Below are 20,632 nucleotides of genomic sequence, written 5' to 3' on the forward strand. Positions count from 1 at the left end.
GTGGCCCGTACCCGTACTCGCGGGTACGGGCCACCGTCGGCTCGCAGGGCCACTCGATGTCACCACGCGCGCCGTGGAGAGGTAGGGTCATAAGCGGTCGGGGACATCCCATACAACTCGCCGGCGTCGAAACCCGGCGTACCTAACGAGGAGATCGGTTCGTGACGATCCGCGTAGGCATCAACGGCTTTGGCCGCATCGGTCGTAACTACTTCCGCGCGCTGCTGGAGCAGGGTGCAGACATCGAGATCGTGGCTGTCAACGACCTGGGTGACACTGCGACCACGGCACACCTTCTGAAGTACGACACGATTCTGGGGCGCCTCAAGGCCGAGGTGACCCACACCGCCGACACGATCACCGTCGACGGCCACACGATCAAGGTGCTCTCCGAGCGCAACCCGGCCGACATCCCCTGGGGCGAGCTGGGCGTCGACATCGTCATCGAGTCGACCGGTATCTTCACGAAGAAGGCCGACGCCGCGAAGCACATCGCCGGCGGCGCCAAGAAGGTCCTCATCTCGGCTCCGGCCAAGGACGAGGACATCACCATCGTGATGGGCGTCAACCAGGACAAGTACGACGCGGCCAGCCACCACATCATCTCCAACGCCTCCTGCACCACCAACTGTGTGGCGCCGATGGCCAAGGTTCTCCTGGAGAACTTCGGCATCGTCAAGGGCATGATGACCACGGTCCACGCGTACACGAACGACCAGCGCATCCTGGACTTCCCGCACAGCGACCTGCGCCGTGCCCGCGCCGCCGCCGAGAACATCATTCCGACCACCACCGGTGCCGCCAAGGCCACCGCGCTGGTGATCCCGGAGCTGGCGGGCAAGCTCGACGGCATCGCGATGCGTGTCCCGGTCCCGACGGGCTCCGTCACCGACCTGGTCATCGAGCTGGAGCGCGAGGTGACCAAGGACGAGGTCAACACCGCGTTCCAGAAGGCCGCCGAGGGCCAGCTCAAGGGCATCCTGGACTACACCGAGGACCCGATCGTCTCCTCGGACATCGTCAACTGGCCCGCCTCCTGCACCTTCGACTCCTCCCTGACCATGGTCCAGGGCAAGAACGTCAAGGTCATCGGCTGGTACGACAACGAGTGGGGCTACTCCAACCGTCTGGTCGACCTGACCGTCTTCGTCGGCGGCCAGCTCTGATCCAGGGCCCCTGAGTTCAGGGCCGGTAGGCAACTCGGTATGAGCGACAGGGCTCGGTCGGCGCACACGCTGCGCCGTTCGAGCCCTGTCGGCCTGTCCAGACATCCCAAGGAGTCCAGCAGCAGATGAAGACGATCGACGAACTTCTCGCCGAAGGGGTCGGCGGCAAGCGGGTATTCGTCCGTGCCGACCTCAATGTGCCGCTCGACGGCACCACCATCACCGACGACGGCCGGATCAGGGCCGTCCTGCCGACGGTCGCCCGGCTCGCCGAGGCCGGCGCCCGGGTGATCGTCGCCTCCCACCTGGGCCGCCCCAAGGGCGCCCCCGACCCCGCCTTCTCCCTCGCCCCCGCCGCCGCGCGCCTCGGTGAACTCCTCGGCGCCGACGTGGCGTTCGCGACCGACACCGTGGGCGACTCCGCCAAGGCCGTCGTCGCGGGCCTGGCCGACGGCCGGGTCGCCGTCATCGAGAACCTGCGCTTCAATCCGGGCGAGACCTCGAAGGACGACGCCGAGCGCGGCGCCTTCGCCGACCAGCTCGCCGGGCTGGCCGATCTCTACGTGGGGGACGGCTTCGGCGCGGTCCACCGCAAGCACGCCTCGGTCGTCGACCTCCCGGCCCGTCTGCCGCACGCCGCGGGCGGACTGATCGCCACCGAGGTCGCCGTGCTCAGGAAGCTCACGGACGAGGTCCGGCGGCCCTACGCCGTCGTCCTCGGCGGCGCCAAGGTCTCCGACAAGCTCGGGGTCATCGACCATCTCCTGGAGAAGGCCGACCGCATCCTGATCGGCGGTGGCATGGTCTTCACCTTCCTCAGGGCGCAGGGCCACGAGATCGGCTCCTCGCTGGTCCAGGAGGACCAGATCCCGGCCGTCCAGGAGTATCTGAAGCGGGCCGACGAGCGCGGGGTGGAGTTCGTGCTCCCCGTGGACGTCCTGGTCGCGGCCGAGTTCCCGGACCTCAGGACCAAGGCGCCCGCACACCCCGACACGGTGGCCGCGGACGCCATCCCGGCCGGAAAGATGGGCCTGGACATCGGCCCCGAAACCGGCCGGCTGTACGCCTCGAAGCTCCGCGACGCCGAGACCGTCTTCTGGAACGGCCCCATGGGCGTCTTCGAGCACCCCGACTACGCCGAGGGCACCCGGGCCGTCGCCCAGGCGCTCGTCGACTCCCCGGGCTTCTCCGTCGTCGGCGGTGGTGACTCCGCCGCCGCCGTCCGCATCCTGGGCTTCGACGAGAACGCATTCGGCCATATTTCGACCGGTGGCGGTGCCAGCCTCGAATATCTCGAGGGCAAGACGCTTCCCGGCCTCGCCGCACTGGAGGACTGACCCGCATATGAGCACCCGTACCCCGCTGATGGCGGGCAACTGGAAGATGAACCTCAACCACCTGGAGGCCATCGCCCATGTCCAGAAGCTCGCCTTCGCGCTGACGGACAAGGACTACGACGCCGTCGAGGTCGCCGTACTGGCGCCCTTCACCGATCTGCGGTCCGTGCAGACCCTGGTCGACGGCGACAAACTCAAGATCAAGTACGGTGCCCAGGACATCTCGGCGCACGACTCCGGCGCGTACACCGGCGAGATCTCGGGCCCGATGCTGTCCAAGCTGAAGTGTGCCTATGTCGCCGTGGGCCACTCCGAGCGCCGGCAGTACCACGCCGAGACGGACGAGATCTGCAACGCCAAGGTCAAGGCCGCGTTCCGGCACGGGCTGACCCCGATCCTCTGCGTGGGCGAGGGCCTGGACATCCGCAAGGCCGGTGACCAGGTCTCCTACACCCTGAGCCAGCTCGACGGGGGCCTCAAGGACATCCCGGCCGAGCAGGCAGGGACCGTGGTGATCGCGTACGAGCCGGTGTGGGCCATCGGCACCGGCGAGGTCGCCACCCCCGAGGACGCCCAGGAGGTCTGCGGGGCGATCCGCGGCCGGCTGGCCGAGCTGTACTCCCAGGAGCTGGCCGACCAGGTCAGGATCCAGTACGGCGGCTCGGTCAAGTCCGGGAACGTCGCCGCGATCATGACCCAGCCCGATGTGGACGGCGCCCTGGTGGGCGGCGCCGCGCTGGACGCCGACGAGTTCGTCAAGATCGTCAGGTTCCGGGACCAGTAAGTATGCGGTAGCACGGATCCGTCGTACCCTTGCGGGGGCCGGCCCGGGACGGTGGAACATCTCCCGGCGGGTCCCCGCAGTCCGTATCAGAACCGTTGGTCTGACTCACAGCCCTGCCGGTTCTGTCCGTCCCGAGGAAGTTGGTCCAGCCGTGGTTATGGGGTTCTCGATCGCCCTCATCGTCTTCAGCCTGCTGATGATGCTGCTCGTGCTGATGCACAAGGGGAAGGGCGGCGGCCTCTCCGACATGTTCGGTGGCGGAATGCAGTCGTCCGTCGGCGGCTCCTCGGTCGCCGAGCGTAACCTCGACCGCATCACCGTTGTTGTCGGTCTGCTGTGGTTCGCGTGCATTGTGGTGCTTGGTCTGCTGCTGAAGCTGGACAGCTAGGCACACGTACGGTACGGCGCCGCGGGCGCGGCCTATCATGGGGGTCCGCGCCGGGCGGCAGGGGGGTAACTCCCTTCACTGGACGCGCGTTGGGCCTTACGTAGACTGGGGCGCCCGGCAGCGGAGCTGCCTATCGATGCTTTGCGGCACCATCACGCAGGGAGTTACGACCGTGGCAAGTGGCAACGCGATCCGGGGAAGCCGGGTCGGAGCGGGGCCGATGGGTGAGGCCGAGCGTGGCGAGTCCGCGCCCCGCCTGCGCATCTCCTTCTGGTGCTCCAACGGGCACGAGACGCAGCCGAGCTTCGCCAGTGACGCACAGGTTCCGGAGACGTGGGACTGCCCGCGCTGTGGATTCCCGGCCGGTCAGGACCGGGACAATCCGCCGGACCCGCCGCGTACCGAGCCGTACAAGACGCACCTCGCCTATGTACGGGAGCGACGCAGCGACGCCGACGGCGAGGCGATCCTCGCCGAGGCGCTCGCCAAACTGCGCGGCGAGATCTAGACACACCGGGATCCAGACACATCGAGACCAGACACACTTCGAGATCTGGACACACTTCGGACCGGCCGGGCACTCGACCAGTGCCCGGCCGGTCCGTTTGTGCGCCGGGTCCGTGCCGTTCCCCGGGCTCCGGTCGTCCCGGGTCCGGCTCTCCGTGGCGGCCGTCGCCTCGTGGCCACCTCGATCGCATAGGTTTGGTCGGGCAGCAGGGCACGCAGGCACGCACGCAGGCATGCACGCAGGCACGAGAAGAAGTGGACCGATGTCCGAGATGAACGCAGAAGGCCGTACCAGGCTCAACCGGACGCCCGAGTGGAACGCGCTCGGCAAACACCGTGAACAGCTCGGGCAGACGCATCTGCGGGAGCTGTTCGCCGCCGATCCGGCGCGCGGCACCACCTACACCCTCCGGGTGGGCGACCTCCACCTGGACTACTCCAAGCACCTGGTGACGGACGAGACGCTGACACTGCTCCGTGAGCTGGCCGCGACGACCGGGGTGACGGAGCTGCGGGACGCCATGTTCCGCGGGGAGAAGATCAACACCACCGAGGACCGCGCCGTCCTGCACACGGCGCTGCGCGCCCCGCGCGACGCCGTCATCGAGGTGGACGGGGAGAACGTCGTCCCTGCGGTGCACGCCGTGCTGGACAGGATGGGCGCGTTCGCCGACCGGATCAGGTCCCGTGAGTGGACCGGTCACACCGGGCGTCCCATCAAGAACGTGGTCAATGTCGGTATCGGCGGCTCCGACCTCGGTCCCGCGATGGCCTACGAGGCGCTCCGGTCCTTCACCGACCGCGACCTCACGGTCCGCTTCGTCTCCAATGTGGACGGCGCGGATCTGCACGAGGCCGTACGGGACCTGGACCCGGCCGAGACGCTGTTCATCATCGCGTCCAAGACCTTCACCACCATCGAGACCATCACCAACGCCACCTCCGCCCGCGACTGGCTGCTGACCGGTCTGGGCGCCGGGCAGGAGGCCGTCGCCCAGCACTTCGTGGCGCTCTCCACCAACGCGGAGAAGGTCACCGAGTTCGGGATCGACACGGCCAACATGTTCGAGTTCTGGGACTGGGTCGGCGGGCGCTACTCGTACGACTCGGCCATCGGGCTCTCGCTGATGATCGCGATCGGTCCCGACCGGTTCCGCGAGATGCTCGACGGTTTCCATCTGGTCGACGAGCACTTCCGTACCGCGCCGCCCGAGGCCAACGCGCCCCTGCTGCTGGGGCTGCTGGGCGTCTGGTACGGATCGTTCTTCGACGCCCAGTCGCACGCGGTCCTGCCCTACAGCCACTATCTGTCGAAGTTCACGGCGTATCTCCAGCAGCTCGACATGGAGTCCAACGGCAAGTCGGTGGACCGGGAGGGCCGGCCGGTCGACTGGCAGACCGGACCCGTGGTCTGGGGCACCCCGGGCACCAACGGACAGCACGCGTACTACCAGTTGATCCACCAGGGCACCAAGGTCATCCCGGCCGACTTCATCGGCTTCGCCCGGCCCGTGGACGATCTGCGGCCCGGTCTGGCCGCGCAGCACGATCTGCTGATGGCCAACTTCTTCGCGCAGACCCAGGCGCTCGCCTTCGGCAGGACGCCCGAGGAGGTACGCGCCGAGGGTGTGCCGGAGGAGCTGGTGCCGCACAAGACGTTCCGCGGCAACCACCCGACGACCACGATCCTCGCCGAGGAACTCACCCCGTCCGTACTGGGCCAGCTCATCGCGCTGTACGAGCACAAGGTCTTCGTCCAGGGAGCCGTCTGGAACATCGACTCCTTCGACCAGTGGGGTGTGGAGCTGGGCAAGGTGCTCGCCAAGCGGATCGAGCCCGTGCTCACCGGCGAGGAGCCGGGCGACGGGCTCGACGGGTCGACCGCGGCGCTGGTCGCCACGTACCGCTCCCTGCGCGGCCGCTGAGCCGGTGGAGGAGGGGGCGCGGCGGCTCCGGCCGCCCCAGAACACACTGAACGGGCGCGCCATCGGCTGGTGGCGCGTGCAGTGGCTGGCGCTGACCGTGGCCGTGGCCGGGGTACTGGCCGTGCTGGGGGCGTTCATCGCCCCCGCACGGCCCTGGCTGCTGGTCCCCGCCGCCGTCCTGGCGGTGCTCGGCCTCGCCTGCGCGGCGCTGATACCCGTGTGGTGGTTCAGGGTGCACCGCTGGGAGGTGACGGAGGAGGCGGTCTACGTCCGTACCGGCTTCTTCTGGCAGGAGTGGCGGATCGCGCCGATGTCCCGGATACAGACCGTGGACACCGTGCGCGGTCCGCTGGAGCAGCTCTTCCGGCTCTCCACGGTGATCGTCACCACCGCGTCCTCGAAGGGCGCGCTGCGCATCGGGGGGCTCGACCACGAGCTGGCCGCGGAGCTGGCCGAGCGGCTCACGCGGATCACCGAGGCCACGCCCGGGGACGCCACATGAGCGAGTCCCCGGGCGAGGGCGAGGCGCGGGCCCTGGGGGAGGGCGTGCGGGAGGCGCGGGCCCCCGGGGAGGCGGCCGAGGAGGTCTGGCGGCGCCTCGACCGGCGCACCCTGCTGGTCACCGCCGTGGTCATGGCGGGGGTCGTGGTGGGCACCGGGGTGCCGGTCGGCGTGGGGCTGGCGGGCAGGCTCCCGCTCGGCGAGACGCTCGCCTGGGTCCTGACGGGGGCCGTGCTGCTGATCGTCTGCGGTACGGGCGGGGACTACGTCCGCTGGCGCCGCACCCGCTACCGCACGGGGCCCGAGCGCGCGGAACTGCACACGGGTCTCTTCCTGGTCAAACGGCGCTCGCTGGCCCGTGAACGGATACGTACGGTCGATCTGACGGCCAACCTGCTGCTGCGGCTGCTCGGGCTGGTCAAGGTCCGGATAGGGACCGGGGAGCAGACCGGCGGCGAGTCCACGCTCGAACTGGACCCGGTCACCAGGGCCGAGGGCGAACGGCTCCGTACGGAACTGCTGGGCCGGGTGCCCCGTACGTCCGAGGACACCGGCGACGGCGTGCTGGCGGCGTTCGACCCCGGCTGGATACGGTACGCGCCGCTCTCCTTCCTCAGCCTGGCGCTGGCCGGAGCGGGCGTCGGCGGACTCTTCCAGCTCAGCGAGTGGTTCGGCGTACAGGACCGGGTGATCGACTGGGTGGGCGGCCATCTGCGGGGCATCTCCCCCGTCTGGGGGATCGTGCTGCTCGCCGGGTTCCTGGTGCTGGCGGGGATCGCGGGGGTCGTCGGCGCCCTCGCCCTCTGGATCGAGATGTGGTGGAACTACCGGCTGGAACGGGAGCCCGGGGGCACCCTGCGGGTCCGGCGCGGGCTGTTCACCTCCCGCTCCGTCTCCATCGAGGAGCGGCGGCTGCGCGGGGTGGAGCTGGTCGAGCCGCTCGGCGTCCGGCTGGCCGGAGCGGCCAGGCTGGACGCGGTCGCCACCGGGCTCGCCCACGACGAGGAGGAACAGCAGGCCGAGCAGAAGAGCCTGCTGCCTCCCGCGCCGCGCGCGGTCGCGGACGAGGTGGCGGCGCGGATACTGCGCGAGCCCGTGTCCCCGACCCGGACGGTCCGGCTGGTCCCGCACCCCCGCGCGGCCCGTGCGCGCCGGCTGCGCTGGGCGCTGTCCGCCGCGCTGCTGCCGCCGGCGCTCCTCGCGGTCCTCGGTCTGCTGCTGACCGAGGTGCTGCTCACCGTCGCGGCGGCGGTCGCGGTGGTCCTGGTGCCGGTCGCCGTGCTGCTCGCGCTCGACGCGTACCGCAATCTGGGCCATGGCCTCGGCGGCGCCTATCTGGTGACCCGTTCGGGCACGCTGCGCCGTACGACCGTCGCCCTCCAGCGCGCCGGGGTGACCGGCTGGACCATCCGGCAGTCCTCCTTCCAGCGCCGGGCGGGACTGCTGACCGTGACGGCGACGACGGCCGCGGGAGACGGCGCGTACCACGTGTACGACACGGCGGAGGGGGAGGGCCTGGCCTTCGCGGCGGAGGCCGTCCCCGGCCTTCTGGAGCCCTTTCTGACACGCGTGGAATCCGGCGGAGCCGTGGAGGAACGCCCCGGACCCCGCCCCTGAGCCGAGCGCCCCCGCCCGACTGTCGGGCCTCCCCCCGTCCCGCCCGACCACACTCGGCGGGCGGGACGGGACGGGGGAGGGGAGGAGGAGGCCCGGACCTGCGGAGGCCCGGATGGAGGCCCGGACGTGCGGAGGCCCGGACGTGCGAAGGCCCGGACCGCCTGTGCGAGGCGGTCCGGGCCTTCGAGGACCCAGCCGGGTGGCCGTCAGGCCGAGGCCGGCGGGTAGAGGCCGCGCGGCAGCCCCGAGGCCGCCGCCGCGTCCAGCAGCCACAGCGTGCGGCTCCTGCCGTACGCGCCCGCCGCCGGGGCCTGGATCTCCCCGGCGCCCGAGAGGGCGATCTCCACCGCCTTCGCCTTGTCCTCGCCCGCCGCGAGCAGCCACACCTCGTGCGCCGCGCGGATCGCGGGCAGGGTGAGCGAGACCCGGGTCGGCGGGGGCTTGGGAGCGCCGTGCACGGCGACCACCGTGCGCTCGGTCTCCCGTACGGCGGGCAGCTCGGGGAAGAGCGACGCGACATGCGTGTCGGGTCCGACCCCCAGCAGCAGGACGTCGAACGTCGGCACGGGACCGTGGTCCTCCGGCCGTGACGCCGCGGCCAGCGCGGTGGCGTACGCCGCGGCCGCGGCCTCCACATCGCTGCCGTACGGACCGTCCGAGGCCGGCATGGCGTGCACCCGGGACGGATCCACCGGCACCGAGTCGAGCAGCGCCTGCCGGGCCTGGGTGATGTTCCGCTCCGGGTCGCCCTCCGGCAGGAAGCGCTCGTCGCCCCACCACAGGTCCAGCCGCGACCAGTCGACCGCGTCCCGGGCCGGCGCCGCCGACAGCGCGGCCAGCAGCCCGTTGCCGTTGCGCCCGCCCGTCAGGACCACCGAGGCGGAGCCCCGCGCGGCCTGGGCGTCCACGATCTTCGTGATCAGCCGGGCCGCCGCGGCCTGCGCCATCAGCTCCTTGTCCCGGTGGACGACCACCTGCGGGACACTCACTTGGACGCCGCCTTCTTGGCCGGAGCCTTCTTCGCGGGGGCGCTCGTGGCCGTACCGCCCGAGGCACCGGACGTCGCGGCCGCGACCGCCGGCTCGGCGCCGTCGCCCAGCCGCTCCACCCCGAACCGCAGCGCCGACGCGTAGATGTCGTCCGGGTCCAGCCGGCGCAGCTCCTCCGCGATCAGCTCCGAGGTCTCCCGGCGCTTCAGCGCCACCGCGCGGTCCGGCTGCCCGTCGATGGAGAGGGTCGCCAGCGAGCCGTCCGCCCGGTGCAGGCTGATCGGGCCGCAGGTGGTCTCCATCCGTACGGCCGTGAGCCCAGGCCCCGAGGAGACGGCGCGCCGCACCGGCACATGCAGCCGGTCCGCGAGCCACATGGCGAGCAGCTCACAGCTCGGATTGTGCTGCTCGCCCTCCACCTCCACCGAGGTGACCGCGCAGTCCACCTGGTCCAGCGCGGCGGCCAGCATCGAACGCCAGGGCGTGATCCGGGTCCAGGCCAGATCGGTGTCGCCCGGGGTGTACGTGTCGGCGCGCGAGGTCAGTTCGTCGGTCGGGTTCTCCGCCGCGTGCGTGTCCGTCACGCGGCGCTGCGCCAGCTTGCCCAGCGCGTCCCTGGCCGGGTCGACCGGCGCGTTCACCGGCCACCACACCACGACCGGGGCGTCGGGCAGCAGCAGCGGCAGCACCACCGACTGGGCGTGGTCGATGACCTCGCCGTACAGCCGCAGCACGACCGTCTCACCGGTGCCCGCGTCCGCGCCCACCCGTACCTCGGCGTCCAGCCGCGCCCTGGACCGGTCGCGCGCCGAGCGGGAGACCCGCTTGACGACGACCAGCTTGCGCGAGGGGTGCTCGCGGGACGCCTCGTCGGCGGCCTTGAGCGCGTCGTACTGGTTCTCCTCGTCGGTGACGATGACCAGGGTGAGCACCATGCCGACGGCGGGCGTGCCGATCGCCCGACGCCCCTGCACCAGCGCCTTGTTGATCTTGCTGGATGTGGTGTCCGTAAGGTCGATCTTCATGGCCGACGCCAGCTCCGTCCGTCTCGTGCGAGCATTTCGTCCGCCTCGACCGGACCCCAGGTCCCGGACTCGTACTGCGCGGGCCTGCCGTGCTTCTCCCAGTAGTCCTCGATCGGGTCGAGGATCTTCCAGGACAGCTCGACCTCCTCCACGCGCGGGAAGAGGTTCGAGTCGCCGAGCAGCACATCGAGGATGAGCCGCTCGTACGCCTCGGGGCTGGACTCCGTGAAGGACTCGCCGTACGCGAAGTCCATCGAGACGTCCCGCACCTCCATCGAGGTGCCCGGCACCTTGGAGCCGAACCGCATGGTCACGCCCTCGTCCGGCTGGACCCGGATGACCAGGGCGTTCTGGCCCAGCTCCTCCGTGGAGGTGTGGTCGAAGGGGGAGTGCGGAGCGCGCTGGAAGACCAGCGCGATCTCGGTGACCCGGCGGCCGAGCCGCTTTCCGGTGCGCAGATAGAACGGCACGCCCGCCCAGCGGCGGTTGTCGATCTCCAGCTTCACCGCGGCATAGGTGTCGGTCTTCGACCTGCTGTCGATCCCCTCTTCCTCCAGATAGCCGACGGCCTTCTCGCCGCCCTGCCAGCCCGCCGCGTACTGCCCGCGCACCGTGCCCGTGGCCAGGTCCTTCGGCAGCCGCACGGCGCCCAGCACCTTGGTCTTCTCCGCGACCAGCGCGTCCGCGTCGAAGGAGGCGGGCTCCTCCATGGCGGTCAGCGCGAGGAGCTGGAGGAGGTGGTTCTGGATGACATCGCGCGCGGCGCCGATGCCGTCGTAGTACCCGGCCCGGCCGCCGATGCCGATGTCCTCGGCCATGGTGATCTGGACATGGTCGACGTACGAGCGGTTCCAGATCGGCTCGAAGAGGGTGTTGGCGAACCGCAGCGCCAGAATGTTCTGGACGGTCTCCTTGCCCAGGTAGTGGTCGATCCGGAAGACCTCGTTGGACGGGAAGACCTCGTGGACGACCTTGTTGAGCTGCTGCGCCGAGGTCAGATCGTGGCCGAACGGCTTCTCGATGACCGCCCGCCGCCAGGAGCCCTCCTTCTGGTCCGCCAGCCCGTGCTTCTTGAGCTGCTGGACGACCTGCGGGAAGAACTTGGGCGGTACGGAGAGATAGAACGCGAAGTTGCCGCCGGTGCCCTGCGTCTTGTCGAGATCGTCGATCGTCGCCTTGAGATTCTCGAACGCCTCGTCGTCGCCGAAGTCGCCCTGGACGAAGCGCATCCCCTGGATGAGCTGCTGCCAGACCTCCTCACGGAACGGCGTGCGCGCGTGCTCCTTGACGGCGTCGTGCACCTCCTGCGCGAAATCCTCGTCCTTCCACTCACGGCGGGCGAAACCGACGAGCGAGAAGCCCGGCGGCAGCAGACCGCGGTTGGCCAGGTCATAGATGGCGGGCATCAGCTTTTTGCGGGACAAATCGCCCGTGACACCGAAGATGACCAGGCCCGACGGCCCCGCGATACGCGGGAGCCGTCGGTCCGCGGCGTCACGGAGCGGGTTCGCTCCGTGGGTTGCGGTCAAGGAAATCAGCCCTCCGAAGGGGCGAGGCGCTTCAGCTCCGCCTCGGTCGACTTGAGCAGGTCGTTCCAGGACGCCTCGAACTTCTCGACGCCCTCGTCCTCCAGCACCTGCACGACGTCGTCGTACGAGATGCCCAGCTTCGCGACGGCTTCCAGATCCGCGCGTGCCTGGTCGTACGTGCCGCGCACCGTGTCACCGGTGATGGCGCCGTGGTCGGCGGCGGCGTCGAGGGTCGCCTCCGGCATGGTGTTCACCGTGTTGGGTGCGACCAGCTCGTCGACGTACAGCGTGTCCTTGTAGGCCGGGTCCTTCACACCGGTCGAGGCCCACAGCGGACGCTGCTTGTTGGCCTGCGCCCGGTCCAGGGCCGCCCAGCGGTCGGAGGAGAAGACCTCCTCGTACGCCTCGTAGGCGAGCCGCGCGTTGGCCAGGGCCGCCTTGCCGCGGGCCTCCTTGGCCTCCGGCGTGCCCAGCGCGTCGAGCCGCTTGTCGATCTCGGTGTCCACCCGGGACACGAAGAAGGACGCCACCGAGTGGATCTTGGAGAGATCGAGACCGGCCGCCTTGGCCTTCTCCAGACCCGAGACATAGGCGTCCATCACCTTGCGGTACCGCTCCAGGGAGAAGATCAGTGTGACATTGACACTGATGCCCCGGCCGATGGTCTCGGTGATGGCCGGGAGACCGGCCTCCGTCGCCGGGATCTTGATCAGGGTGTTCGGGCGGTCCACCAGCCAGGCGAGCTGCTTGGCCTCGGCGATGGTCGCCGCGGTGTTGTGCGCCAGGCGCGGGTCGACCTCGATGGAGACCCGGCCGTCCTGGCCCTGTGTCTCGTCGAAGACCGGCCGCAGGATGTCGGCGGCGTCCCGGACGTCCGCCGTGGTGATCATGCGGACGGCCTCCTCGACGGTGACCCTGCGGACCGCGAGATCGGCGAGCTGGGCGTCGTACCCCTCGCCCTGGGAGATCGCCTTCTGGAAGATCGACGGGTTGGTGGTCACCCCCACCACATGCTGCTGGTCGATCAGTTCGGCCAGATTGCCGGACGTGATGCGCGTGCGCGACAGGTCGTCGAGCCAGATCGCCACGCCTTCGTCGGAGAGGCGCTTGAGTGCGTCAGTCATGAGAGTTGCATCTCCTACTGTTCGTATACGGGCGTCAGCGCGCCGAATCCGCCAGAGATTCCCGGGCCGCGGTGGCAACCGCCTCCGCGGTGAAGCCGAACTCACGGAAGAGGACCTTGGCGTCGGCCGAAGCGCCGAAGTGCTCCAGCGACACGATGCGGCCCCGCCGGCCCACGTACCGGTACCAGGTCAGTCCGATGCCGGCCTCGACCGCCACCCGCGCCGTCACGGAAGGCGGCAGAACACTGTCCTTGTACGTCTGGTCCTGCTCGTCGAACCACTCGACCGAAGGCATCGAGACCACCCGGGTCGGGATGCCGTCGGCCTGGAGCTGCTCACGCGCCGCCACGGCGAGCTGCACCTCGGAACCCGTGCCGATCAGCACGACCTCGGGAGCACCGCCCTCGGCCTCGAACAGCACATAACCGCCCTTGGCGGCCTCGTCGTTGGGCGCGTACGTCGGCACGCCCTGCCGGGTCAGCGCCAGACCGTGCGGAGCGCCCTTGTCGTGGCGCCGCAGGATCTCGCGCCAGGCGATCGCCGTCTCGTTGGCGTCGGCCGGACGGACGATGTTCAGCCCCGGGATGGCACGCAGCGCGGAGAGGTGCTCGACCGGCTGGTGGGTCGGACCGTCCTCGCCCAGACCGATCGAGTCATGCGTCCATACATAGGTGACGGGCACCCCCATCAGGGCCGCGAGCCGCACCGCCGGACGCATGTAGTCGGAGAACACCAGGAAAGTGCCGCCGTAGATACGGGTGTTGCCGTGCAGCGCGATGCCGTTCATCGTCGAGCCCATGGCGTGCTCGCGGATGCCGTAGTGCACCGTGCGGCCGTACGGGTCCGCGCCCGGCAGCGGGTTGTCCGCGGGGAGGAACGACGACGTCTTGTCGATGGTGGTGTTGTTCGAGCCCGCCAGGTCCGCGGAGCCGCCCCACAGCTCGGGGATGACCGCGCCGAGCGCCTGGAGCACCTTGCCGGACGCGGCACGCGTGGCGACCGACTTGCCGGCCTCGAACGCGGGGAGCTTCTCCTCCCAGCCCGCCGGGAGTTCACCGGCCCTGATCCGGTCGAAGGTCGCCGCGCGCTCCGGGTTGGCGGTGCGCCACGCGGCGAAGGACTTCTCCCACTCGCCGCGGATCTCACGGCCCCGGTCGAGCGCCTCACGGGTGTGCGCGAGCACCTCCTCCGCGACGTCGAAGGACTTGTCCGGGTCGAAGCCGAGGACCTTCTTGGTGGCCGCGACCTCCGCGTCGCCGAGCGCCGAGCCGTGCGCGGCCTCGGTGTTCTGCGCGTGCGGGGCGGGCCAGGCGATGATCGAGCGGGCCGCGATGAAGGAGGGACGCTCCGTCTCGGCCTGCGCGGCCTTCAGCGCCCGGTACAGACCGGCCGGGTCCAGATCGCCGCTGGGGAGCTGCTCGACGCGCTGGACGTGCCAGCCGTACGCCTCGTACCGCTTGAGGGTGTCCTCGGAGACCGCGGTCTCCGTGTCGCCCTCGATCGAGATGTGGTTGTCGTCCCAGAGCAGCACCAGATTGCCCAGCTTCTGGTGGCCCGCCAGCGACGACGCCTCGGCGGAGACGCCCTCCTGGAGACAGCCGTCACCGGCGATCGCCCAGATGGTGTGGTCGAACGGGGAGGAGCCCGCCGGGGCGTCCGGGTCGTACAGACCGCGCTCGTACCGGGCGGCCATCGCCATGCCCACCGCGTTCGCGACACCCTGGCCGAGCGGGCCGGTGGTGGTCTCGACGCCGATGGTGTGCCGGTACTCCGGGTGGCCCGGGGTCTTCGAACCCCAGGTGCGGAACGACTCCAGATCGCTCAGCTCCAGGCCGTACCCGGCCAGGAAGAGCTGGATGTAGAGAGTCAGGCTGGAGTGGCCCGCCGAGAGGATGAACCGGTCACGGCCGGTCCACTGGGCGTCGGCGGGGTCGTGCCGCATGAGCTTCTGGAAGAGCACATAGGCGGCAGGGGCCAGGCTCATGGCCGTACCGGGATGGCCGTTGCCGACCTTCTGTACGGAATCCATGGCCAGGACGCGAGCGGTGTCCACCGCCCGGCGGTCCAATTCGGTCCACTCGAGGTCTGTCGTGGTCGGCTTGGTGCTCACCCTGAGTCAGGGCTCCTCTCCACATGTCCAGTCCCGGTGTCTGAGGGCGCACCGGTTCGCTGTCGAGCCTACCCTCGTAGCCTCACCCAACCTTTCCCGTGCGTAACCAGGGTGCGACGCACATGTGGACTTCGCCTCCCGGCGAGGCGTACGGACCCTTCCGAGGGGGTGCCCGGCACGCTTCACGGACCACCCACCCCCGCGAAGATCGGCGTCTGGGCAACGTCTAGAGTGGCGTGGTACGCGCAAGTCTTCACCGGGGCTGCACGCCCGGAGCTTGCTGGGATTTCTCTGTCAGGGGTGTGCGTGACGGCCGTCGAGTCCCGACCCGCAGGGGTCGTCCAGACTCCGAGCCCGGGGGGCCATCGGCCGTTCGGGGCCCGTGTCAAAGCGTTCGTGGCGCTGACCAAGCCGCGGATCATCGAATTGCTGCTCATCACCACCGTACCGGTGATGTTCCTGGCCGCCCGAAGCGTGCCGGATCTGTGGCTGGTGGTCACTACGTGTGTCGGCGGCTATCTCTCCGCCGGGGGCGCCAACGCGCTGAACATGTACATCGATCGCGACATCGACGCGCTGATGGACCGCACCGCGCGGCGTCCCCTGGTGACCGGCATGGTCTCGCCGCGCGAGGGGCTGGTCTTCGGCCTCACCCTGACCGTGGTCTCGACACTCTGGTTCGGCTTCCTGGTCAACTGGCTCTCGGCGGCGCTCTCGCTGGGCGCGCTCCTCTTCTACGTCGTCGTCTACACGATGATCCTCAAGCGCCGTACCGCGCAGAACATCGTCTGGGGCGGCATCGCCGGCTGTATGCCGGTGCTGATCGGCTGGTCCGCCGTCACCAACTCGATGTCCTGGGCCGCCGTCATCCTCTTCCTCGTCATCTTCTTCTGGACGCCGCCGCACTACTGGCCGCTGTCGATGAAGGTGAAGGAGGACTACGTGCGCGCGGGCGTGCCGATGCTCCCGGTCGTCGCGACCAACCGTGTGGTGGCCCGGCAGATCGTCCTCTACAGCTGGGTGATGGTCGTCGTCTCGCTGCTGCTCACCCCGCTGGGGTACACCGGCTGGTTCTACACGACGGTGGCGCTGGCGGCGGGCGGCTGGTGGCTGTGGGAGGCGCACGGACTCCAGTCACGCGCCAGGGCCGGTGAGACCGGCGGCAAGCTGAAGGAGATGCGGCTGTTCCACTGGTCCATCACCTATGTGTCGCTGCTCTTCGTGGCGGTGGCGGTGGATCCCTTCCTGCGCTAGGGAGGCCCTTCCTCCGCCAAGGGAGGCCCTGGACGCTGTCCGCACGGGCGGGACGCGTGGCACAGGCCACGCGTCCCGCCCGTCGCCCGTTGATCTACCCGTGGGTAGCATCGAGTTCATGGCAGAGACCCAGCAGGTTGACCAGAGCGACGAGAGTGGCGGGAGCGCCCCGGGCGGCGAGAGCGCGCCGAGCGGCGAGAGCGCCCCGAGCGGTGAGGCCGAGGCGGCCCCGGACCGGCGGGCGGCGCGCGCGGAGCGCAGGGCCGCGCGGCTGGCCCGGCAGATCAACGCCTTCGCCCGGCGGCACGGCGGCGCGGAGGGCCGGCTCGCGTACCTCGGACAGGCGGGCACCCGCATCGTGCTCGTGGGCGAGGACGGCGGCTGGGGCGATCTCGTCGCCCCCACCCACGCCGTCGCCCGCAGCGCCGCCCAGAAGGCCGGACTCACCCTGCACGAGTCCTTCGACGGGGAACTGGCGGCCAAGGTCCGCACTGGTCCGTACGAGTGGAAGCGGATGGCCGGGATCCAGCTCGGCGGCTGATACGGGAGCCGCTGACACGGCACCCGCGCCGGGGCCGGTCCCGCCGGTCGGCGCGCGGGCCGGCGGGGCCCCGACGCGGCCGTTGGGCGCCACCCGATCGCGGTTCGCCCGTTAGGACTGTAGGAGTACGGTCCACGACGGGAATCCCGATGATCGAAACTGCGTCCCTGGTGGACCAGTACTGCCACGGTGTGCTCCGCGGGGAGCTGGGCCTCGGTACCTTCGAGGCCCAGTTGGGCAGGACGGCGGAGCCACCGGCCGCGGGCACCACGTTCTTCGACACCCAGACCGGTTTCGCGGTACGCCGCTGGTGCCCGCCCGTACTCGGCCTCGAACCCCACTGCCCGCCGGCCCGCTATCTGGCCCGCCGCAGGGAGCTGGGCGTGCTGGAGGCGGGCCGACGGCTGCTGCGCTCCACCGGGATCGCCACCTATCTGGTGGACACCGGGGTGCCCGGCGATCTGACCGGCCCCGAGGAGATCGCGTCCGCGGGCGCGGCCGAGGCCCGTGAGATCGTCCGGCTCGAACCGCTCGCCGAGCGGGTCGCCGATGCCACGGGCGGAGTCGGCACCTTCCTCGCCGGTCTCGCCGAGTCCGTGCACACCGCCGCCGCGTCGGCCGTCGCCTTCAGCTCCGTCGCCGGGATCCGGCACGGCCTCGCGCTGGCCCCCGAGCCGCCGGGACCCGGCGAGGTACGCGGCGCCGCCGGCCGCTGGCTGGCCGGCCGGGCGGCCGGGGCGCCGCTCACCGATCCCGTACTCCTGCGCCATCTGCTCTGGACCGCCGTGGGCTCCGGACTCCCTCTGCAACTGCACACGGGCACCGCCGGTGTCCTGCCGCCGGCCGGCCGCTCCGAGCCGCTGCCGCTCTCCGGCTTCGCGGCGGCCACGGCCGGGCTCGGCACCGATCTGGTCCTGCTGGGCGCCTATCCGCACCACCGGCACGCCGCCCAGCTCACAGGGGTCTTCCCGCATGTGTACGCGGATCTGGGGCCCGCGCTCGCGTATACGGGAGCGCGGGCCACGGCCGTACTCGCCGAGATCCTGGAACTCGCCCCGTTCGGGAAGCTCCTGTTCTCCAGTGGTGCGCGCGGGCTGCCCGAGCTGCATGTGGTGGGGGCGCGGGTGTTCCGGGAGGCACTGGCGCGGGTGCTCGGCGGCTGGGTGGCCGACGGGGCCTGGGCGCCCGGGGACGCCCAGCGCGTCGCCGGGATGATCGCCGCGGGCAACGCCCGCCGGCTCTACCGGCTGCTGGGCGACTGACCGCCGCGTGTCCCCCGGGGCCGCCCGCGCGTCCCGCCCGCGCCTGATCTTCACGTTCGCGAACATCATCCGCCGGTGCTGCGTCCTGCCTCTCGTCCTGCCTCTCGTCCTGCCTTCCGTCCTGCCTTCCGTCCTGCCTCCCGGTCTGTCCTCCGCCCCGCGTTCCGCTCCGGATGATCCGGATGATGACGATGGATGACGAAGGGGAGTCAGGCTTGTTTCATTTAATTAGTAATAATCGTTGACAGGGTCGGACCGCCGGGTCACAGTCTTCGTCGTGGCGCCGCCGCCGCGCTCTCGGGACGGGAGGGCGGCGGCGTGACGCCCTTGGACCCCAATCCTCGGGAGACACAGTTGACTTCGCATCGTGCAGGGATGGTGCGTGCCCGGCGGGCCGGAGCGATTCTCGGAGTCGCCGCGCTGGCCGGGGCGGCGATGCCCACGGCGCACGCCCTCGCGCCGGACGCCTCCGCCCCACGGCCCTCCGCGCCGCGCGCCGCCGACGACCAGGGCGCGCCCCGGTACTACGACAGCGGTCTGGCCCCCACGCCCTACATGGGCTGGAACACCTACTACGGTCTGGGCGCCCCGACCGAGAGCGCGGTGAAGGACGTCGCCGACTACCTGGTCAGCAGCGGCCTCAAGAGCAGCGGCTACGACATCGTGTGGCTGGACGGCGGCTGGCAGGCCGACAACCCGCGGGACAGCCGGGGACGGCTGGCCGCGCACCCGGACCGCTTCCCCTCCGGCATCCCCGCGCTGGTGACCTATCTCCATCAGCGCGGACTCAAGGCCGGTATCTACACCGACGCCGGTGAGTACGACGGCGGCAAGAGCTGCGGCCTCGGCAGCCGTGGCCACTACACCGAGGACGCCCGGCAGTTCGCGGGCTGGAAGATCGACGCGATCAAGGTCGACTTCCTCTGCGGTATCGGCGCGAAGCTCGACCCGGGCCCCGCGTTCAAGGAGTTCAGCGACGCGGTCGCCAAGTCCGGCCGGCGGATGCTGCTCAATCTGTGCAACCCGCTCACCGACGACTGGGGGCTGCCGCACACCCCGGAGCAGGACGCGCACAACGCGTATGTCTACGGCCCCACGATCGCCGACTCCTGGCGCACCGGCACCGACCTCGCGTTCGGCACGCCGTACCCCGGCAACTGGACCAACATCCTGCGCAGCGCCGACGCCAACGCCTGGCACCCCGAGGCGCAGGGCCCCGGTCACTACAACGACCCCGACTATCTGCTCCCGATGCGCAAGACCGCGGACGGCTCGTACGAGCTGAACGAGGAGGAGTCCACCAGCCAGTTGGTGCTGTGGGCCGTCATGGGCGCACCGCTGGTCATCGGCTCCGACCCGCGCACCCTGCCGCAGTCGATGATCGACACCCTGCGCAACCCCGAGATCCTCGCCGTCGACCAGGACCCGCTGGCCATCCAGGGGGTACGGGTCGCCACCGACGCCACCGGCGATGTCTACAGCAAGGTGCTCCAGGGCGCGGGCAAGCGGGCGGTGGTGCTGCTCAACCGTTCCGAGCAGCCCGCCGAGCGCACGGTGAGCTTCGCCGACGCGGGACTCGGCGGCCCGGTCGCGGTACGGGATCTGCGCGCCAGGAAGAACGCGGGCACGCACACCGGCTCGTACACGGTGACGGTCCCCGCGCACGGCACGGCCTTCCTCCGGCTCTCCGGCACGGACGAGGCCCCCGGGGTGCCGCTCGGCGTGGCGTCCTCGGCCGATCCCGCGCTGGTGGCGGACGGCGCCGGCGTACTGACCGCCTTCACGCGCGGTACGGACGGTTCGCTGCGGCAGCAGACAGGACGTGACGGCCACTGGCCGGCGCGCACCACCGCGCTGGGCGGACCGACACACGGCCGGATCCTCGGCCAGCCCGCCGCGTACGCCTCGGCGGGCGGCCGGATCGATGTCTTCGTCCGCGGTACGGACAACGCGGCGTACCGGCGCACCTCCGTCGCCGGACACTGGGGCCCCTGGCAGAAGCTCGGCGGCACGCTCACCGACGCCCCGGGTGTCGCCTTCCGGGGCCCGGACGACTGGACGCTCTTCGCCCGGGGCGAGGACGGCACCATCGCCTCGCGCGGACCGTCGGGCGGTCCCTCGGCACACTGGACCCCGCTCGGCGCGCCGGAGGGACTGATCGTGTACGGGCGCCCCTCGGCCGTCACCGACGCGGCGGGCCGTACCCATCTCGCCGTACGCACCGCCGACGACGCGGTGTGGACGAGGACGCGGGACGGATCAGGCGCCTGGTCGGCGTGGTCCTCGCTGGGCGGGACCGTCGGGGGCAGCCCGACCCTCGTCTCGTCGGGGAACACCGTGCACCTCTACGCCCGCGCGAGCGACTACACCCTCTGGACCCGTGCGTACCCGGCGGGCAGCGCCGACGGCTGGGGCGGCTGGGGGCCGCGCACCGAGTTCAAGAGCGATGTCTTCCGAGGCGCGCTCGGGGCCACCGCGGGACCGGACGGCCGGGTGCTGACCGTCTTCCGCGGGGTCGGCGACCGCGTCCACCAGAGCGGTCTCTGACCGCACGGCGCCGCACCGCGGTCCGC

The 20,632-nt window shown here is 70.8% G+C and carries 17 protein-coding genes; 12 read left to right on the forward strand and 5 right to left on the reverse strand.

Annotated elements, in window-relative coordinates:
• Positions 1-161: 161 nt before the first annotated feature.
• The 8 genes from gap (at position 162) to ACFYYH_RS17550 (ending at position 8,225) form a co-directional block, all read left to right on the forward strand.
• On the forward strand, positions 162-1,166 hold the full coding sequence (gene gap, locus ACFYYH_RS17515; RefSeq protein WP_382859351.1) for a type I glyceraldehyde-3-phosphate dehydrogenase: 1,005 nt from the start codon (positions 162-164) through the stop codon (positions 1,164-1,166).
• Between the two features lie 125 nt (positions 1,167-1,291).
• Positions 1,292-2,503, forward strand: coding sequence for a phosphoglycerate kinase (locus tag ACFYYH_RS17520; protein ID WP_388551501.1), 1,212 nt, complete (start codon positions 1,292-1,294; stop codon positions 2,501-2,503).
• Between the two features lie 7 nt (positions 2,504-2,510).
• The gene (tpiA, locus tag ACFYYH_RS17525; protein ID WP_388551503.1) at positions 2,511-3,287 is read left to right on the forward strand and encodes a triose-phosphate isomerase; all 777 of its coding nucleotides are present in this window, start codon (positions 2,511-2,513) and stop codon (positions 3,285-3,287) included.
• A gap of 157 nt (positions 3,288-3,444) precedes the next feature.
• The gene (secG, locus tag ACFYYH_RS17530; RefSeq protein ID WP_046495616.1) at positions 3,445-3,675 is read left to right on the forward strand and encodes a preprotein translocase subunit SecG; all 231 of its coding nucleotides are present in this window, start codon (positions 3,445-3,447) and stop codon (positions 3,673-3,675) included.
• Between the two features lie 172 nt (positions 3,676-3,847).
• Positions 3,848-4,183: an RNA polymerase-binding protein RbpA gene (locus ACFYYH_RS17535; protein WP_003976875.1), complete on the forward strand. Its 336-nt coding sequence runs from the start codon at positions 3,848-3,850 to the stop codon at positions 4,181-4,183.
• A gap of 271 nt (positions 4,184-4,454) precedes the next feature.
• Positions 4,455-6,107, forward strand: a complete 1,653-nt coding sequence (pgi, locus tag ACFYYH_RS17540; protein ID WP_388551705.1) for a glucose-6-phosphate isomerase — start codon at positions 4,455-4,457, stop codon at positions 6,105-6,107.
• A 4-nt stretch (positions 6,108-6,111) separates the two neighbouring features.
• Positions 6,112-6,609 carry a PH domain-containing protein gene (locus tag ACFYYH_RS17545; RefSeq protein ID WP_388551504.1) on the forward strand — a complete coding sequence of 166 codons (498 nt, stop codon included), beginning with the start codon at positions 6,112-6,114 and terminating at the stop codon, positions 6,607-6,609.
• A complete protein-coding gene (locus ACFYYH_RS17550; RefSeq protein ID WP_388551506.1) occupies positions 6,606-8,225 on the forward strand; it encodes a PH domain-containing protein in 1,620 nt (539 codons plus the stop codon). The genes ACFYYH_RS17545 and ACFYYH_RS17550 overlap by 4 nt, the downstream gene beginning before the upstream one ends.
• 206 nt (positions 8,226-8,431) lie before the next feature.
• Here ACFYYH_RS17550 and pgl read toward each other — a convergent pair whose 3' ends face one another.
• Genes pgl through tkt form a run of 5 tightly spaced genes read right to left on the reverse strand, consistent with a single transcriptional unit; the run spans position 8,432 to position 15,002 of the window.
• Complete coding sequence (gene pgl, locus ACFYYH_RS17555) at positions 8,432-9,214, reverse strand: 6-phosphogluconolactonase (RefSeq protein ID WP_388551508.1); 783 nt, start codon at positions 9,212-9,214, stop codon at positions 8,432-8,434.
• On the reverse strand, positions 9,211-10,239 hold the full coding sequence (gene opcA / locus ACFYYH_RS17560; RefSeq protein WP_388551510.1) for a glucose-6-phosphate dehydrogenase assembly protein OpcA: 1,029 nt from the start codon (positions 10,237-10,239) through the stop codon (positions 9,211-9,213). The genes pgl and opcA overlap by 4 nt, the downstream gene beginning before the upstream one ends.
• Positions 10,236-11,768 (reverse strand): glucose-6-phosphate dehydrogenase, encoded by a 1,533-nt coding sequence (gene zwf / locus ACFYYH_RS17565; RefSeq protein ID WP_388551512.1) that lies wholly within the window; start codon positions 11,766-11,768, stop codon positions 10,236-10,238. Before zwf ends, opcA begins: the two co-directional genes overlap by 4 nt.
• A 5-nt stretch (positions 11,769-11,773) precedes the next feature.
• Entirely contained in the window at positions 11,774-12,892 is a 1,119-nt protein-coding gene (tal, locus tag ACFYYH_RS17570) for a transaldolase (protein WP_388551514.1), read from the reverse strand.
• A 34-nt stretch (positions 12,893-12,926) separates the two neighbouring features.
• The gene (gene tkt / locus ACFYYH_RS17575) at positions 12,927-15,002 is read right to left on the reverse strand and encodes a transketolase (RefSeq protein ID WP_388551516.1); all 2,076 of its coding nucleotides are present in this window, start codon (positions 15,000-15,002) and stop codon (positions 12,927-12,929) included.
• A 306-nt stretch (positions 15,003-15,308) separates the two neighbouring features.
• On the opposite strand from tkt, the gene ACFYYH_RS17580 reads away from it, so the two are divergent.
• From ACFYYH_RS17580 to ACFYYH_RS17595, 4 genes are all read left to right on the forward strand, one after another.
• Positions 15,309-16,256, forward strand: coding sequence for a heme o synthase (locus ACFYYH_RS17580; RefSeq protein ID WP_388551518.1), 948 nt, complete (start codon positions 15,309-15,311; stop codon positions 16,254-16,256).
• Positions 16,257-16,374: 118 nt separating this feature from the next.
• Positions 16,375-16,797 carry a hypothetical protein gene (locus tag ACFYYH_RS17585; protein ID WP_388551520.1) on the forward strand — a complete coding sequence of 141 codons (423 nt, stop codon included), beginning with the start codon at positions 16,375-16,377 and terminating at the stop codon, positions 16,795-16,797.
• Between the two features lie 149 nt (positions 16,798-16,946).
• Positions 16,947-18,059 carry an amidohydrolase gene (locus ACFYYH_RS17590; protein ID WP_388551521.1) on the forward strand — a complete coding sequence of 371 codons (1,113 nt, stop codon included), beginning with the start codon at positions 16,947-16,949 and terminating at the stop codon, positions 18,057-18,059.
• 375 nt (positions 18,060-18,434) lie between these two features.
• A complete protein-coding gene (locus ACFYYH_RS17595) occupies positions 18,435-20,606 on the forward strand; it encodes a glycoside hydrolase family 27 protein (RefSeq protein ID WP_388551523.1) in 2,172 nt (723 codons plus the stop codon).
• Positions 20,607-20,632: the final 26 nt, after the last annotated feature.

It is taken from the genome of Streptomyces sp. NPDC002018 (assembly GCF_042890865.1).
Classification (GTDB): domain Bacteria; phylum Actinomycetota; class Actinomycetes; order Streptomycetales; family Streptomycetaceae; genus Streptomyces.

Excerpts from the sequence above, each read along its gene's own strand:
- ACFYYH_RS17585 (WP_388551520.1), top strand. The coding sequence starts at position 16,375 with ATGGCAGAGACCCAGCAGGTTGACCAGAGCGACGAGAGTGGCGGGAGC.
- ACFYYH_RS17520 (WP_388551501.1), top strand. The coding sequence starts at position 1,292 with ATGAAGACGATCGACGAACTTCTCGCCGAAGGGGTCGGCGGCAAGCGG.
- pgi (WP_388551705.1), top strand. The coding sequence starts at position 4,455 with ATGAACGCAGAAGGCCGTACCAGGCTCAACCGGACGCCCGAGTGGAAC.
- tpiA (WP_388551503.1), top strand. The coding sequence starts at position 2,511 with ATGAGCACCCGTACCCCGCTGATGGCGGGCAACTGGAAGATGAACCTC.
- ACFYYH_RS17590 (WP_388551521.1), top strand. The coding sequence starts at position 16,947 with ATGATCGAAACTGCGTCCCTGGTGGACCAGTACTGCCACGGTGTGCTC.
- ACFYYH_RS17595 (WP_388551523.1), top strand. The coding sequence starts at position 18,435 with ATGGTGCGTGCCCGGCGGGCCGGAGCGATTCTCGGAGTCGCCGCGCTG.
- secG (WP_046495616.1), top strand. The coding sequence starts at position 3,445 with ATGGGGTTCTCGATCGCCCTCATCGTCTTCAGCCTGCTGATGATGCTG.
- ACFYYH_RS17550 (WP_388551506.1), top strand. The coding sequence starts at position 6,606 with ATGAGCGAGTCCCCGGGCGAGGGCGAGGCGCGGGCCCTGGGGGAGGGC.
- tal (WP_388551514.1), bottom strand. The coding sequence starts at position 12,892 with ATGACTGACGCACTCAAGCGCCTCTCCGACGAAGGCGTGGCGATCTGG.
- opcA (WP_388551510.1), bottom strand. The coding sequence starts at position 10,239 with ATGAAGATCGACCTTACGGACACCACATCCAGCAAGATCAACAAGGCG.